Raw genomic sequence first — 14,704 nt, forward strand, 5'->3', positions numbered from 1 at the left:
TGACTGCGTAAACGCCGGACTGCTTTATCATTTCGTTACTTGACGGCACCGTGCTGGGAGCGCTCTCATGGGACCCGCGTTTTCCGACCGGCCCGCAGAACAACGGAGATCTCATGCGCCCGAAAACGAGAAACCGCCGGATCCGCCTGATCGCCGGGGTGAGTGCCACCCTGGTCGCGCTCACCGCGCTGAGCGCCTGCGGGGACAGCGGCGCCGCCGGCGGCAAGGTCAAGCTGAGCCTCGGCCTGTTCGGCAACTTCGGCTACACCGACCTGATCAAGGAGTACCAGGCGGCGCACCCGGACATCGAGATCACCGAGCGGACCGCTTCCTACTCCGACCACCACAAGAACCTCGCCGCGCACCTGGCCACCGGCGCCGGCGCCGCGGACATCGAGGCCATCGACACCGGCTACGTCGCCCAGTTCAAGGCGACGCCGGACAAGTTCGTCGACCTCAACACCGTCGGGGGCGACCAGCTCAAGGACCGCTGGCTCGGCTGGAAGTGGGCCGCGTCGGTGGGCAAGGGCGGGCAGCAGATCGGCTACGGCACCGACGTCGGCGGCCTGGCCATCTGCTACCGCCGCGACATGTTCAAGACCGCCGGGCTGCCCGAAGACCGCGACGCCGTCTCCGCGCTCTGGCCCACCTGGCAGGCGTTCTTCGAGACGGGCAAGCGCTTCCAGGCCCAGGCGCCCCAGGGCGTCAAGTTCATGGACGGCGGCCCGACCGTGCTCAACGCGATCGTCGGCCAGGCCCCGCAGGGCTACTACGACCAGAACGACCAGATCATCGTCGGCAGCAACCCGGCGCTGCGCCAGGGCTGGGACCTCGTGGTCGACGCGGTCAAGGCGAACCTGAGCGCCGGCCTGCTCTACAGCACGCCGCAGTGGAACACCGGCTTCACCCAGGGCCAGTTCGCGACCGTGACCTGCCCGGCGTGGATGATGACCAAGATCAAGGACCAGGCCCCGGACACCGCGGGCAAGTGGGACGTCGCGGCCGTGCCCGGTGGCGGCGGCAACTGGGGCGGCTCGTACCTGACCGTGCCCAAGCAGGGCAAGCACACCAAGGAAGCCGCCGAGCTCGCCGCGTGGCTCACCGCGCCCGAGCAGCAGGCGAAGGTGTTCACCAGCAAGGGTCTGCTGCCTTCGGTGCCGTCGCTCTACGACGACGCGAAGATCACCGGCTACACGAACCCGTTCTTCAACAACGCTCCGGTCGGCAAGGTGTTCACCGACGCGGCGAAGAAGCTGAACCCGCAGTACCAGGGCCCCAAGGCCGGCGACGTGCAGACCGAGTTCGGCAACGCGATGCAGCGCGTCGAGCAGGGCAAGCAGGACGGCGCGGCGGCGTGGGAGCAGCTGGTCGGTGACGTCGCGAAGATCAAGTAATGGCGCTCACCTTCGCCGAGCGGCGGCAGAAGTGGGACGTCAAGCTGTCGCCGTTCGGCTTCATCAGCCCCTACTTCCTGATCTTCGGCGTCTTCGGGTTGTTCCCGCTGCTGTACACGGCGTTCGTGTCGCTGCAGAAGCGGAACCTCATCGACGCCGAAGGCGCGCAGTTCATCGGGTTCGGCAACTACGAGCAGCTGCTGTTCCACGACCCGTACTTCTGGAACGCGATGGGGAACACGGTCAGCCTGTGGCTGCTGACCACGATCCCGCAGATCCTGTTCGCGCTCGGCATCGCGCACCTGCTCAACCGGCGGCTGCGCGGGCGGATGTTCTTCCGGATGGGGATGATCCTGCCGAACATCACCTCGGTGGCGGCGGTGACGATCATCTTCGCCCAGCTGTTCGGCCGGGACTTCGGCCTGGTCAACTGGGTGCTGAGCTGGTTCGGCGCCGGGCAGGTCGACTGGCAGGCCGGCACGGCCAGCTCGCACACCGCCATCGCGGCGATGGTGGTGTGGCGCTGGACCGGTTACCACGCGCTGATCTTCCTGGCGTCGATGCAGGCGATCCCGTCGAGCATGTACGAGGCCGCCACCCTCGACGGCGCCAAGGGGTGGCAGCAGTTCTGGCGGATCACCGTGCCGCTGCTGCGGCCGCAGATCATCTTCTCCACGGTGATCGCGACGACCGGGAACATGCGGCTGCTGGCCGAGCCGCTGCTGTTCAACCCGGGCACGGCGGCCGCCACCGGCGGCTCGGACCGGCAGTTCCAGACCGCCGCGCTCTACCTCTACGAACAGGGTTTCACCAAGTACGACTTCGGCTACAGCTCGGCGATCGCGCTGGTGCTGGCCGTGGCCACGATGCTCGTCGCGGGCCTGTCGTACCTGGTGACCCGGCGCATCCAAACGGACTGAGGAGCGGACATGACCACCGTGCTGACCCCGGCCGCGCCCGCGCCGCCGGCGGCACCCGGGCGGGCCCGGCGCATCGCGCGCCGGGTCGCGAGCCCGTGGACCTACGCCGCGCTGATCGCGATCCTGGCCGGCTCGGCGTTCCCGGTGTACTGGTCGTTCGTCGTCTCCTCGCAGACGACGGAGGCGGTCGGGAAGGTGCCGCCGGTGCTCGTCCCCGGCGGGCACCTGTTCGAGAACATCGCCCGCGTCTTCGACGAGACGGACTTCGCGCTGGCGCTCGGCAACTCCCTGATCGTCGCGGGCACGATCACCGTCTCGGTGGTGCTGTTCTCGACGCTGGCCGGGTTCGCCTTCGCCAAGATGCGCTTCCGCGGGCGGACGGCGCTGCTGCTGCTCGTGGTCGCCACCCAGGCGATCCCGACCGAGCTGGGCGTCGTCCCGCTGTACATGATGATGGCCGACTTCGGGTGGGCCGGGCAGCTGCAGGCGGTGATCGTGCCCGGCCTGGTCACCGCGTTCGGCGTGTTCTTCATGCGCCAGTACTTCGAGCGGGCGCTGCCGCTGGAGCTGCTGGAGGCGGGCCGGATGGACGGCTGCGGCTCGCTGCGGCTGTTCTGGCACGTGGCCCTGCCCGCCGCCCGCCCGGCCGCGGCGGTGCTCGGGCTGTTCACCTTCATGCAGGCCTGGAACGACTTCTTCTGGCCGCTGGTGGTGCTGGTGCCGGAGAACCCGACCGTCCAAACCGCACTGTCCACACTGGCCAGTGGGTACACCACCGACTACACGCTCGTGCTCACCGCCGCCACCATCGGCACCGTCCCCGTCCTGATCGTGTTCCTGCTGTTCGGCCGCCAGATCGTCGGCGGCATCATGCAGGGCGCGCTCAAGGGCTGACCCTCCCGGAGCTCACTGTGACCACCAGTTTCCCGCCCGGCTTCCGCTGGGGCGTCGCGACCTCGGCGTTCCAGATCGAAGGCGCCACCACCGCGGACGGCCGCGGACCGTCCATCTGGGACACCTTCGCCGCGGTGCCGGGCGCGGTGGCGGGCGGCGACACCGGTGAACCGGCGGCCGACCACTACCACCGCTGGCCGGACGACCTGGACCTGCTCACCGGGCTGGGCGTCGACGCCTACCGGTTTTCGGTGTCCTGGCCCCGGATCCAGCCGGACGGGCGCAGTGTGGAGCGCCGCGGCCTCGACTTCTACCGGCGGCTGGTGGAGGGCCTGCGGGAGCGGGGGATCGAGCCGTTCCTGACGCTCTACCACTGGGACCTGCCCCAGGCACTGGAGGACGAGGGCGGCTGGCGGTCCCGCGACACGGCGTCGCGGTTCGCCGACTACGCGGCCCTGGTCCACGCGGAGCTGGGCGACCTGGTCGAGCACTGGACGACCCTGAACGAGCCGTACCCGTGCGCGGTCGCCGGGTACGGCGAAGGCCGCCACGCGCCCGGGGCACGGGAGGGCGACGGCGCGCTGGCGGCCGCCCACCACCTGCTGCTCGGCCACGGCCTGGCGGTGCGCGCGATGCGCGCGCTGGCGTTGCCGCACCACCAGTTCGGCATCGTGCTCAACCAGTCGCCGTCGGTCCCGGTGACGGACTCGGCAGCGGACGCGGCGGCGGCCGCCCGCCAGGACACGTTGCTGCGCCGCCAGTTCACCGACCCGCTGTTCGGCGGCCGCTACGCCCCGGGCCTGCCGGCGATGTTCGACGGCGTCTCGGACTTCGCCTTCCGCCACGACGAGGACCTGTCGATCATCGGCGAGCCGCTCGACTACCTGGGCGTCAACTACTACTACCGCCTGCACGTGGCGGACGCCCCGCACCGCGAGCCGGACCCGGCCCTGCGGACGGTGACCGACATCGGGGTGGACACGACCCGCCTGCCGGACGTCCCGCGGACGGGCATGGGCTGGCCGGTGGAGCCGGAGGGCCTGACGGAAGCGTTGGTGGGCCTGCACAACCGCTACCCGGGGCTGCCACCGGTGTACATCACGGAGAACGGCTGCGTGTACGCGGACCGGAGCGATTTCGCGGACTACGAGCGCATCAACTTCCTGGGCGACCACATCGAAGCGGCCGGCGCAGCGGCGGCGGCGGGAGTGGACCTGCGGGGGTACTTCTGCTGGTCGCTGCTGGACAACTTCGAGTGGGCGCACGGGTACAAGCACCGGTTCGGGTTGGTCCACGTGGACTACGCGACCCAGGAGCGCACGCCGAGGGCGAGTTACCGCTGGTACCGCGACTTCATCACGGCCCAGCGCACTCCGTGAATCAGGATTCCGGGGAGTGTCCGCTATTCAGGGGACGACCCCGTGCATCCCGCTCCCGGCGCGACACGTCCCGGGTGAATCCCGAGACTCCCAGAATCAGTACGGGTGCTGCCAAGAACCACCACCAAGGACTGGCGGTGACTGCGGTGTAGACCAGCCAGCAACCGCCCACGATGAAGAGCAGCCCGAGGCCGATCCCTGTCGGCTCGCGCCGTTTGGTCTGTTCGTCGCTGACGAACGACGCGAGTCTGGTCTCGACGTGGCTCGTGACCGTACTCCGAGCTTCGCTGTCATCCGGTAGCAAGTTCGCGATGTCCATCAAGGACTTCAGCTCGCTCAGGCGGGCCGGCCGCGCCCGGTACATCTCCCATATCTTGAGGCCGGCGGCGATAGTGCCGAGTGCTGCGATCAGAACCTTGGACCAAGTATCCCAATCCATGGTGGCATTGTGTCAGAGGAATCTGATCTTCAGATCTTTGTGCTGTGAAGGCCGCCTCGAGAAAGTTCCTCAAGGCGGCCGTCATGAACTCGGGCTACTTCTTGTAGAGGCCTTCGATGTCGTTCGCGTAGTTCTTCGAGACCACGTTCCGCTTCAGCTTCAGGCTCGGCGTGATCTCCCCACCGGCTTCGGTGAAGTCGTTGGCCAGCACGGTGAACTTCTTGATCGCCTCGGCCTTGGACACCGACTTGTTCGCCTCGTCCACCGCGGCCTGGATCTCCGCGAGGAGGTCCGGGTCCGCGGCCAGCTCCGCCACCGTCGCCGAAGACGGCTTGCCGTGCTGGGACTTCCACGACGGGAAGTACTCCTCGTCCACCGTCACCAAAGCCGCGATGAACGGGCGCTGGTCGCCCACCACCATCGCCTGGCTGACCAGCGGGGACGCCTTGATCGTGTCCTCGAGACCGGACGGGGCGACGTTCTTGCCGCCCGCGGTCACGATGATCTCCTTCTTGCGGCCGGTGATCTTCAGGAACCCGTCCGCGTCCAGCTCGCCCAGGTCGCCGGTGTGGAACCAGCCGTCCGTCAGCGCCTCGGAAGTCGCCTGCGGGTTGTTGTAGTACGCCCGGAACACGACGTCGCCCTTGAGCAGCACCTCGCCGTCGTCGGCGATGCGGACCGACGTGCCGTTGACCGGCTTGCCGACCGTGCCCACGCGGAACGCCGTCTGGGTGTTGACGTTCGCCGCCGCGGACGTCTCGGTCAGGCCGTAGCCCTCGAACACCGGGACGCCGATGCCGCGGAAGAAGTGGGCCAGCCGCGCGCCCAACGGCGCACCACCGGACACCGCGGCGACGCAGCGGCCGCCGAGGGCCGCGCGCAGCTTGCCGTAGACCAGCTTGTCGAACGCCAGGTGCTTGAGCTTCAGGCCGAGCCCGGCGCCGCCGGTGTCCTGCGCCTGGCTGTACTCGACGGCCACCGCCTCGGCGGCGTCGAAGATCTTGCCCTTGCCGTCGGCGTGGGCCTTCTGCTTCGCCGAGTTGTAGACCTTCTCGAACACGCGCGGCACGGCGACGACGAACGTCGGCCGGAACGTGCCCAGGTCGGCGACCAGGTTCTTGACGTCCGGGGTGTGCCCGAGGGTGACGCGGGCGGTCAGCGCGGTGACGGCGATCGCGCGCGCCAGCACGTGGGCCAGCGGCAGGAAGCACAGCAGCGAGTTGCCCTGCTCCATCAGCTGCGGGAACGCCTCGATGTCGGCGCGGATCTCGGCCAGCAGGTTGCGGTGGGTCAGCTCGACGCCCTTGGGGCGGCCGGTGGTGCCCGAGGTGTAGACGATGGTGGCGAGCTCGTCCGCGGTCACCTCGCGGCGGCGGTCGTGCAGTTCGTCGTCCGACAGCGAAGCGCCCAGCGCCGACAGCTCCTCGACAGCGGGGGAGTCGCCTTCGATCTGCCAGGTGTTGGCCAGCTCGGTCAGCCGGTCGCGGACCTCGTCGAGCGCCGCGGCGTGGGCGTTCGTCTCGACGAACACGCCCTTCGCGGCCGAGTCGGAGAGGATCCAGTGCACCTGTTCGGGTGAGGACGTGTCGTAGATCGGGACGGTCACCGCACCGGCCGCCCAGATCGCGAAGTCGATCAGCGTCCACTCGTAGCGGGTCTTCGACATGAGCGCGACGCGGTCGCCGCGGCCGATCCCGGCCTTGGCCAGGCCCTTGGCCACGGCCAGCACCTCGGCCGCGAACTCCTTGGCGGTCACGTCCAGCCAGCTGCCTTCGACCTGGCGGCGGAAGCTCACCACGTCGGAGAACCGCTCGGCGTTCGCCCAGACGACGTCGGACATGTTCTCGTCGTCGGCCACCGGCTTGCCGGCGGGAGCGCTGTATTCGCGCACGTGGACCTCCGTGTTCAAACGCGTGCGGCAGGTGACACCGCTGTTACCCGCCAGTCAACTTAGCGTGGTGAGCACCTTAAGACCATGCTGATCGGCGCCGCGAGGCGAGGCCGTGACATTCTTCGCACCGTGAACGCGCCACCCTCCCTCGACATCGTCGACGAGACGTTCCTCGCCGTTCCGCCCGCCACCGTGGCCGCGGTCTTCGCCGAACCGGCCTCCTGGCGGCGCTACTGGCCCGACCTGGTCCTCGAGGTCTACACCGACCGGGGGGACAAGGGCCTGCGCTGGACCGTGCGGGGCGCGCTCGTCGGTACGATGGAGGTCTGGCTCGAGCCGGTACTCGACGGCACCCTGCTGCACTACTTCCTGCGGGCGACCCCCGCCGACGCGGCCGGGGCGCCCCGTGAACTGGCGCCGCGCGACCTGCGCCGGGAGTTCGACCGGCGGGCCCGCGCGGCCAAGGCGATCGCGCTCGGGCTCAAGGAGATCCTGGAGGACGGGCGCGAGCCCGGCGTCCCTCCGCGCGGCGAGGAGTAGGGGGAGCACGGGTGCGGGTACACGTCGTCTCGGACGTGCACGGCAATGCCGATGCGCTCAAGCGCGCCGGGGACGGGGCGGACGCACTGGTCGTGCTCGGCGACCTGATCGACTTCGTCGACTACCACGACCACGAGAAGGGCATCATGGGTGCCCTGTTCGGCGCGGAGAAGGTGGCCGGGTTCGCCCGGCTGCGCCGCGAGGGCACCCGTGACGAAACCGTTGCCTACTCGCGGGAGCTCTGGGCGAGCCTCGACGACCCGGGTGCCGCGGTCGACGAGGCCATCCGCGCTCAGTACGCGACCCTCTTCGCGGCGATGACCGCACCGACCTACGCCACGCCCGGCAACGTGGACACCCCGGCGCTCTGGCCGGAGTTCGCCGGCGAAGGCGTCCGGGTGCTCGACGGCGAAGTGGCCGAGATCGGCGGCCTGCGGTTCGGCTTCGTCGGTGGCGCGCTGCTGCCCGACGGCGTCGTCCCGCGGCCGCGCAAGGGCGCGGCCTGGCGCCCCTACCTGCGGGTTCGCGAGGACTACGACGCGAGCGTCGCCGCGTTGACCGACGTGGACGTCCTCTGCACGCACGGCCCGCCCGCCCTGCCGGAGCTGACCTACGACGTCGTGGCGCGCCGCAGCGAGATCGGCTCGACGGCGCTGCTGGAGCTGATCCGGGCGCAGCGGCCGCGCTGGTCGGTGTTCGGGCACGTGCACCAGCCCCTGTCCGCGCGCGCCCGCGTCGGCCTGACCGAATGCCGTAACGTGGGTCACTTCAAGGAGACCGGGCAGCCCTACGTGCTGCGCTGGTGACCAACCGCGGCGGCTACGCTTCGACCCATGGCCGAGCAGTCCACACAGTCCATCGAGGTCGACGCCGAGCCCAGCCGGGTGATGGCCGTGATCGCCGACTTCCCCGCGTACCCGGAATGGGCCAAGGCCGTCCGGGAGACCGAGGTCCTCGACACCGACGACCAGGGGCGGGCCAAGCAGGTCAAGCTCACCCTCGACGCGGGTCCGATCAAGGACGTCTACACCCTCGAGTACGACTGGGACGCGGACGGCCTCGGCGTCAGCTGGCACCTGGTCAAGGGCCAGATGCAGAAGGCGCAGAACGGCCGCTACGCGCTGGCCGACCTCGGCGGCCGCACCCGCGTCACCTACACGCTCTCGGTCGAGCTGGCGCTGCCGATGATCGGCCTGCTGCGCCGCAAGGCCGAGAAGATGGTCATGGACACCGCGCTGAAGGAGCTCAAGAAGCGGGCCGAGGGCTAGCCCGTGCGGATCCTGCTGTGCACCGGCAAGGGGGGTGTCGGGAAGACCACGCTGGCCGCGGCCACCGGCGCCGCCCTCGCCGCCCGCGGCAGGAAGACCCTCGTCGTGTCCACGGACCCGGCACACTCCCTCGGGGACGCCTTCGCGCGGCCGCTCGGCACCGAACCGTCCGAAGTGGACGCCCTGCTGTCCGGCGTGCAGGTCGACTCGCGCACCCTGGTGGACGCCACCTGGGAAGGACTGCGCGGTGAGCTGCGGTCGGTCCTGGCCGGAGCCGGCTTGGACACGCTGGACGCCGAAGAACTCACCGTGCTGCCCGGCGTCGACGAGCTGCTCGCCCTCACCGAGGTCCGCCGGCTGGCCGAGGACGGGCCGTGGGAGGCCGTCGTCGTCGACTGCGGCCCGACGGCCGAGACGCTGCGGCTGCTCGCCCTGCCCGAAGCCGTCTCCGGCTACTTGACCCGCGTCTTCGGGCGCCGGGTCACCGACCCCGTGCGCCGTCTCGGCGCCCACCTCGACGGGCTGCGCGCCCTGCTCACCGACCCGGCGGTGACGACGGTCCGGCTGGTGCTGACACCGGAGCGGGTGGTCGTCGCCGAGGCGCGGCGCACGCTCAGTTCCCTGGCTCTGCGCGGCATCGCCGTCGACGGCGTGATCGCCAACCGGCTGATGCCCGCGCCCGGCATCTGGCGCGGCGGTGCCGCGTCGTGGCTGCGCACCCGCCGGACCCAGCAGGACGCCGTGCTCGCCGAGCTCGCCGCGGCCGGGATCGCGCCGGTCGCCCGCGTGGAGCACCGCGCCGTCGAGCCGGTCGGGCTGCCCGCGCTGCTGGAGATCGCCGAGGAGCTCTACCGCGGCGAAGACCCCCTCGCGGGCCACGGCTTGCCTGTCACCCCGCTGCTGCGCGTGCGGCCCGCCGCCGGCGGGTACACCCTGCGCGTCGCGATCCCGCTCGGGCGGGACGCCGAGGTCGACCTCGCCCGCGTCGACGACGACCTGGCGATCACCGTGGACGGCTTCCGCAGGCTCATCGCCCTGCCGGAGCCGCTGCGGCCGTGCCGGATCACCGGCGCGGAATCCGACGCCGAGGGCCTGGTCGTGCACCTGGCCGGGAACCGGGGACGCGGGTGAGCGAAGAGGAACACGGGCCGCGGCTGGCGGAGGAGATCCGGCTGCTCGCGGAGCTGGTCGCGGACAAGGCCGCCCCGTGGCTCGAGGGGGTGCTCGCGGCCGGGCACGGCAGCTTCTTTTCGGGGGGTCCGGGTGGCGAAGCCCCCGGCGATCACGGTACCCCGGAGGAGGCGAAAGCGGACGGTTCGGCGTGCGGCTGGTGTCCGCTGTGTGCGATCGTCGCGGTGGTGCGCGGTGAACGGCCGGAACTGGTCGCGCGGCTGGCCGAGCAGCTCGCGCAGCTGGTGGCCCTGCTGCGCGCGGTGCTGGCGGACCGCTGGGAGCCGGAGGAGGGCGTGCACATGCCCGGGTTCCGGCCCGCGCCGCGGCCCGCGGACCCGCGGCCGTCGCCGCGGGTGCAGCACATCGCCGTCCGCCGGCGCGACGAGTGGGAGAGCTGAGTGCGGACGATAGGGGTGGACGTCGGCGGGACGAGCATCCGGGCCGGCGTGGTGGATGAGCGCGGCTCCCTGCTCGACACGGCCAGGGTGGCGACACCGACCGAAGAGGGCGCCCTCGAGGACGCGATCGCCGGGGTGGTCGAGGACCTGCGCAACCGCCACGACGTGGCCGGGGTCGGCCTGGCGGTGGCGGGTTTCGTGGCCCGCGACCGCCGGTCGGTGATGTTCGCGCCCCACCTGGCTTGGCGCGGCGCCCCGGTGGCGGACCGGATCGAGAAGCGCGTCGGCCTGCCGGTGCTGCTGGAGCACGACGTCAATTCGGCGATAGTGGGCGAGCACCGCTTCGGAGCGGCCCGCGGCGCCCAGGTGGCGGCCCTGGTGGCCCTGGGAACGGGCATCGGAGCGGGCCTGCTCCTGGACGGCAAGCTGTATCGGGGCGCGTACGGCGTGGCCCCGGAGCTGGGCCACTTGACGGTGGTCCGCGGCGGCCGCCCGTGCCCGTGCGGCAAGTACGGCTGCTGGGAGCGTTATTGCAGCGGAACGGCGTTGGCGGCGACGGCGGTGGAGCTCCTGGCCCGGCACCCGGGCCGGTCGACGGTGCTGGCCCCGCAGGTGGCGGGCGACCCTGGCTCGGTGACGGGCCGCCGGGTCGCGGGGGCGGCGCGTGACGGAGACCCGATCGCGCAGCTGGCGATGGCGGAGCTGGCCAAGTGGCTGGGCGAGGGGCTGGCGCTGGTGGCGGACGTGTTCGACCCGGAGATCATCGTGATCGGGGGAGGGGTGTCGGAGTCGGCCCCGCTGTTCCTGGACGAGGCCCGGGAGCACTACGCGGGAGCGATCACGGGGGCGCGCCACCGGCCGTTGGCCCGGATAAGGACGGCCCACCTGGGCGACGACACGGCAATCGTGGGCGCGGCGGCGCTGGCTCTGGAGGCGGCGAAGACGCCGGTCTGACCGGGGTGATCGGTTGTGGATGGCGGGCGGAGCAGCCGAAGCGGGCGGAGCAGCCGTGCCGAACAGACCGACCCGCAGCCGACCCCCCCGCGACGACCGGCGATCCACCACCGACCTGTGACAGGCTGACCGGGTGAGTGCCCCCACCGCGAGCGTCTTCGTCAAGTGTTCCTGCGGGCACCTGCACTGGGGCCGCTACGGCGCCGCCGGCCTGCTGCTCGTCGATCCCGCCCGCGGTGTCCTCCTGCAGCGCCGCGCCTGGTGGGTGCACCACGGCCGCACCTGGGCGCTGCCCGGCGGGGCCATCGAGGCCGGCGAGACCGCCGTGGGCGCCGCCGCCCGCGAAGCCTTCGAAGAAGCCTCCGTCCCCGCCGCGGCCTTCCGCGCGGTCTCGGCGTCCGTGGTGGACCATGGGAACTGGAGCTACACGACCGTCCTCGCCCTGGCCGCCGGCGCCGAGGCGCGGGTCGCCAACACCGAAAGTGCGGAGGTGCGCTGGGTGGACCCCGACGACGTCCCCGGTTACCCCCTCCACCGCGACTTCGCCGCCGCCTGGCCGGACCTGCGCGGGCGTCTCGGGCAGGAGCTCGTCCTCGTCGTCGACGGCGCCAACGTCGTCGGCTCGCGGCCGGACGGCTGGTGGCGGGATCGCCACGGCGCCGCCGAGCGCCTCCGCGACCAGCTCGCCAAGCTCGCCGAAGCCGGCGTGCCGGACCCGGACGACCCCGCCGTGACCTGGTGGCCGCGGATCATCCTGGTCGTCGAAGGCAAGGCCAAGCACGTCACCGGGACCGAAGGCGTCGAGGTCGTTGCCGCCGACACCGACGGTGACTCCAAGATCGTCGAGGTCGTCGCACAGCAGCAGGCCAAAGTCCTGGTGGCGACCGCCGACCGCGAACTCCGCCGCCGCGTGGAAGCCCACGGCGCGGCGATCCTCGGCCCCGGCACGCTCCGCACGCAGCTCGACCGGCTCTAGCCGCGCGCGATCCCATCGCGCATCTCGGCCACGAGGGACGCCATCACGGCCTTCAGGCTCCCCTTGTGCTGCTCCGCGACCGCGCGCTGCCGCCGGTAGCTCGGCCCGTACCGCAGGATCGTCTCGACGTCCCGCAGCTCAGCCACGCAGTCCAGCCGCCGAGCCACCGGCTCCAGCCGGTCCAGCAGGTCGGCCACGTCGTCGGTGACCAGCCGCTCCCGCCCGGCCGCGTCCAGGATGATGATCGCGTCGGTGCCGTAGCGGGCCGCGCGCCACTTGTTCTCCTGGACGTGCCACGGCGGCAGCGTCGGCAGGATTTCGCCGTCTTCGAGCCGCTCGACGAAGTCGTCCACCAGGCACTGCGTCAGCGCCGCGATCGCGCCGACCTCCTCCAGCGTCGGCAGGCCGTCGCAGACGCGCATCTCGATCGTGCCCAGGTGCGGCGCCGGCCGGATGTCCCAGCGGATCTCCGAGAAGCTGTCGATCACGCCGGTGGTGAACATGTCCTCGACGTAGCTCTCCAGCTCCGCCCACTTCCGGAACTGGAACGGCAGCCCGGCCGTCGGCAGCTGCTGGAACATCAGCGCCCGGTTCGACGCGTACCCGGTGTCCTCGGCGCCCCAGTACGGCGAAGACGCCGAGAGCGCCTGCAGGTGCGGCGCGTAGTTGAGCAGCGCGTCCAGCACCGGCAGCACCTTGTCGCGGTGGTCGACCCCGACGTGGATGTGCACGCCGTAGATCAGCATCTGCCGCCCCCACCACTGGGTGCGGTCGATCAGCTTGGCGTAGCGCTCCTTGTCGGTGACCTTCTGCTGGTACCAGTTCGAGAACGGGTGCGTCCCGGCCGAGAACATCTCCACGCCGAGCGGGTCGGCGACGCCGTGCACGACGTCGAGCGAGTCGTTCAGGTCGGCCTTGACCTCCGCGATCGTGTCGCAGACGCCGGTGATGATCTCGATCGTGTTGAGCAGCAGCTCCTGCTTGATCTTGGGGTGCTCCGCCTGCCCGTCGGGCCGGACGGCCTCCAGGATCTGCTCCGCGACCGAGGACAGCTCGCCGCTGCGGCGGTCGACCAGGCCGAGCTCCCATTCCGCGCCGACGGTCGACCGGCGCGAGGGACTGAACTCGATGTTCATCGCCGTGCTCGGGGTCAGACCTGGGCGCCGTTGCTGGGATCCGCACCCGGCGGCGGCCCCTGGCGGACGCGGAGCAGCAGCAGCGCGATCGCCGTCGCGAGCGCGAGGATCCCCAGCGGCGTCGCCACCGTCGGGCCGACGCCGATCGCGCCCGGCAGGATCAGCAGGAACAGCCCGGCCAGGAACAGCAGCAGGATGAGGAACGCGCCCAGCTTCGGCCGGGGCAGCGGCGGCGGCTCCGGCGGGATGTAGTGCTCGTCGTCGTCCGCCGGGTCGTCGGAGAACATCGTGGTGTCCCACGACGTGCCCCCGGAGCGCCAGCCGGGCTCCGGCGTCTCCACGGCAGGCGGCTCGGCGGGCCGCTCCGGCGTCTTGCGCGACTCCGGCCCGGCCCCGGCCGCCCCGGCCTTGTCGCCGGTGTCTTCAGCGTCCGCGGTGTCCTCTTCGGGGAGCCCGAACCCGCCGGCACGCAGGTCGGCGACGATCTCGGCGAACGTCGCGTCGACGTCCTCCGGCCCGTCCTTCCCCCGGCTCATGCGGACTCCTCCGGCTGGGCGGCGTGCGCCTTCGCGAACTCGACGCTGCGCGTGAAGATCACTTCGGCGTCGTTGTCCTGCGTCGCCACGTGGTAACTGTTCTCCAGCACGACCTCGGTGACGTCGGTGCTCGAGACGCCCCGGAGCACCAGCTGCGAGTTCACCGGCTCGACGACGTGGTCGACCGACGAGTGCAGCAGCAGCACCGGCTGCGTCACCTTCGCCAGGTCGGCGCGCACGACGGCCCACAGCTTCGCCAGGCTCGCCGCGGCCCGCACCGGCGTGCGCGGGTAGGCCAGCTCCGTCTCGCCCGGCTTCTTGATGTCGTTCGCGATCGCCGGCACCGACGGCACGATCCGGCCCAGCACGGGCAGCAGCTTCGTGTCCCACTTCAGCCGCGTCACCGACGGGTTGACCAGGACGATCCCGGCGATCCGGTCGCCGAACTCCTCGGCGAGGCGCAGGGTCAGCGTGCCGCCCATGGACAGACCGCCGACGAAGACGGTCCGGCACGTGGCCAGCAGCGCGAGCAGGGCCTCGCGGACGGCGCCGTACCAGTCCTCCCACGTCGTGCGGTTGAGGTCCGGCCAGCGGGTGCCGTGGCCCGGCAGCAGCGGGCAGCGCACCGTGAACCCGGCCCCGGCCAGGTGGTCACCCCAGGCCCGCATGCTCGCCGGGGTACCGGTGAACCCGTGGCAGAGCAGGAACCCGGTCTCGGCCGAACCGGTGTGGCCGAACGGTTCCGCGCCGGCGAGCACGCCCATGCGATCGCCTTCCGTGTGAGCGGTGCAGTCCGTCCATGCTCT

Annotated in this window: 16 protein-coding genes; 11 read left to right on the forward strand and 5 right to left on the reverse strand. The window is 71.3% G+C overall.

All coding sequences use genetic code 11. The features are described from left to right. The first annotated feature begins 113 nt into the window (after positions 1-113). The 4 genes from HUT10_RS40095 to HUT10_RS40110 are packed head-to-tail and all read left to right on the forward strand — an operon-like array spanning position 114 to position 4,587. On the forward strand, positions 114-1,394 hold the full coding sequence (locus HUT10_RS40095; RefSeq protein WP_176175949.1) for an ABC transporter substrate-binding protein: 1,281 nt from the start codon (positions 114-116) through the stop codon (positions 1,392-1,394). Continuing rightward, positions 1,394-2,314 (forward strand): carbohydrate ABC transporter permease, encoded by a 921-nt coding sequence (locus HUT10_RS40100; protein WP_176175950.1) that lies wholly within the window; start codon positions 1,394-1,396, stop codon positions 2,312-2,314. Before HUT10_RS40095 ends, HUT10_RS40100 begins: the two co-directional genes overlap by 1 nt. A 9-nt stretch (positions 2,315-2,323) precedes the next feature. Next, positions 2,324-3,208: a carbohydrate ABC transporter permease gene (locus HUT10_RS40105; RefSeq protein ID WP_176175951.1), complete on the forward strand. Its 885-nt coding sequence runs from the start codon at positions 2,324-2,326 to the stop codon at positions 3,206-3,208. 17 nt (positions 3,209-3,225) lie between these two features. Beyond that, complete coding sequence (locus HUT10_RS40110) at positions 3,226-4,587, forward strand: GH1 family beta-glucosidase (RefSeq protein ID WP_176175952.1); 1,362 nt, start codon at positions 3,226-3,228, stop codon at positions 4,585-4,587. Between the two features lies 1 nt (position 4,588). Here HUT10_RS40110 and HUT10_RS40115 read toward each other — a convergent pair whose 3' ends face one another. Together HUT10_RS40115 and HUT10_RS40120 are read right to left on the reverse strand one after the other, a co-directional pair. Then, positions 4,589-5,026: a hypothetical protein gene (locus HUT10_RS40115; protein WP_176175953.1), complete on the reverse strand. Its 438-nt coding sequence runs from the start codon at positions 5,024-5,026 to the stop codon at positions 4,589-4,591. 94 nt (positions 5,027-5,120) lie between these two features. Next, entirely contained in the window at positions 5,121-6,917 is a 1,797-nt protein-coding gene (locus HUT10_RS40120) for a long-chain fatty acid--CoA ligase (RefSeq protein ID WP_176175954.1), read from the reverse strand. Positions 6,918-7,046: 129 nt separating this feature from the next. On the opposite strand from HUT10_RS40120, the gene HUT10_RS40125 reads away from it, so the two are divergent. The 7 genes from HUT10_RS40125 to HUT10_RS40155 all read left to right on the forward strand — a co-directional run bounded on the left by HUT10_RS40125 (position 7,047) and on the right by HUT10_RS40155 (position 12,226). Further along, positions 7,047-7,457: a polyketide cyclase / dehydrase and lipid transport gene (locus HUT10_RS40125; protein WP_176175955.1), complete on the forward strand. Its 411-nt coding sequence runs from the start codon at positions 7,047-7,049 to the stop codon at positions 7,455-7,457. 11 nt (positions 7,458-7,468) lie between these two features. After that, positions 7,469-8,263: a metallophosphoesterase gene (locus tag HUT10_RS40130; RefSeq protein WP_176175956.1), complete on the forward strand. Its 795-nt coding sequence runs from the start codon at positions 7,469-7,471 to the stop codon at positions 8,261-8,263. 27 nt (positions 8,264-8,290) lie between these two features. Then, positions 8,291-8,725, forward strand: a complete 435-nt coding sequence (locus tag HUT10_RS40135) for an SRPBCC family protein (protein WP_176175957.1) — start codon at positions 8,291-8,293, stop codon at positions 8,723-8,725. A gap of 3 nt (positions 8,726-8,728) precedes the next feature. Further along, the gene (locus tag HUT10_RS40140; RefSeq protein WP_176175958.1) at positions 8,729-9,856 is read left to right on the forward strand and encodes an ArsA family ATPase; all 1,128 of its coding nucleotides are present in this window, start codon (positions 8,729-8,731) and stop codon (positions 9,854-9,856) included. Continuing rightward, on the forward strand, positions 9,853-10,296 hold the full coding sequence (locus HUT10_RS40145) for a hypothetical protein (RefSeq protein WP_176175959.1): 444 nt from the start codon (positions 9,853-9,855) through the stop codon (positions 10,294-10,296). Before HUT10_RS40140 ends, HUT10_RS40145 begins: the two co-directional genes overlap by 4 nt. Before the next feature lie 15 nt (positions 10,297-10,311). After that, entirely contained in the window at positions 10,312-11,250 is a 939-nt protein-coding gene (locus tag HUT10_RS40150) for an ROK family protein (RefSeq protein ID WP_043783421.1), read from the forward strand. 133 nt (positions 11,251-11,383) lie between these two features. After that, positions 11,384-12,226, forward strand: coding sequence for an NUDIX domain-containing protein (locus HUT10_RS40155; protein WP_176175960.1), 843 nt, complete (start codon positions 11,384-11,386; stop codon positions 12,224-12,226). Here the strand turns inward: HUT10_RS40155 and HUT10_RS40160 are convergent. Genes HUT10_RS40160 through HUT10_RS40170 form a run of 3 tightly spaced genes read right to left on the reverse strand, consistent with a single transcriptional unit; the run spans position 12,223 to position 14,662 of the window. Then, on the reverse strand, positions 12,223-13,362 hold the full coding sequence (locus tag HUT10_RS40160; protein ID WP_176175961.1) for a glutamate--cysteine ligase: 1,140 nt from the start codon (positions 13,360-13,362) through the stop codon (positions 12,223-12,225). The two genes, HUT10_RS40155 and HUT10_RS40160, sit on opposite strands and share 4 nt — an antisense overlap. 14 nt (positions 13,363-13,376) lie before the next feature. Further along, the gene (locus HUT10_RS40165) at positions 13,377-13,898 is read right to left on the reverse strand and encodes a hypothetical protein (protein ID WP_176175962.1); all 522 of its coding nucleotides are present in this window, start codon (positions 13,896-13,898) and stop codon (positions 13,377-13,379) included. After that, positions 13,895-14,662 carry a carboxylesterase gene (locus HUT10_RS40170; protein ID WP_176175963.1) on the reverse strand — a complete coding sequence of 256 codons (768 nt, stop codon included), beginning with the start codon at positions 14,660-14,662 and terminating at the stop codon, positions 13,895-13,897. Before HUT10_RS40170 ends, HUT10_RS40165 begins: the two co-directional genes overlap by 4 nt. Positions 14,663-14,704 lie beyond the last annotated feature (42 nt).

Source organism: Amycolatopsis sp. Hca4, assembly GCF_013364075.1.
Classification (GTDB): domain Bacteria; phylum Actinomycetota; class Actinomycetes; order Mycobacteriales; family Pseudonocardiaceae; genus Amycolatopsis.

What these genes read in the sequence shown, in the direction of transcription:
- HUT10_RS40095 (WP_176175949.1), top strand. Translation starts at nt 114, where the DNA reads ATGCGCCCGAAAACGAGAAACCGCCGGATCCGCCTGATCGCCGGGGTG.
- HUT10_RS40100 (WP_176175950.1), top strand. Translation starts at nt 1,394, where the DNA reads ATGGCGCTCACCTTCGCCGAGCGGCGGCAGAAGTGGGACGTCAAGCTG.
- HUT10_RS40105 (WP_176175951.1), top strand. Translation starts at nt 2,324, where the DNA reads ATGACCACCGTGCTGACCCCGGCCGCGCCCGCGCCGCCGGCGGCACCC.
- HUT10_RS40115 (WP_176175953.1), bottom strand. Translation starts at nt 5,026, where the DNA reads ATGGATTGGGATACTTGGTCCAAGGTTCTGATCGCAGCACTCGGCACT.
- HUT10_RS40135 (WP_176175957.1), top strand. Translation starts at nt 8,291, where the DNA reads ATGGCCGAGCAGTCCACACAGTCCATCGAGGTCGACGCCGAGCCCAGC.
- HUT10_RS40160 (WP_176175961.1), bottom strand. Translation starts at nt 13,362, where the DNA reads ATGAACATCGAGTTCAGTCCCTCGCGCCGGTCGACCGTCGGCGCGGAA.
- HUT10_RS40165 (WP_176175962.1), bottom strand. Translation starts at nt 13,898, where the DNA reads ATGAGCCGGGGGAAGGACGGGCCGGAGGACGTCGACGCGACGTTCGCC.
- HUT10_RS40170 (WP_176175963.1), bottom strand. Translation starts at nt 14,662, where the DNA reads ATGGGCGTGCTCGCCGGCGCGGAACCGTTCGGCCACACCGGTTCGGCC.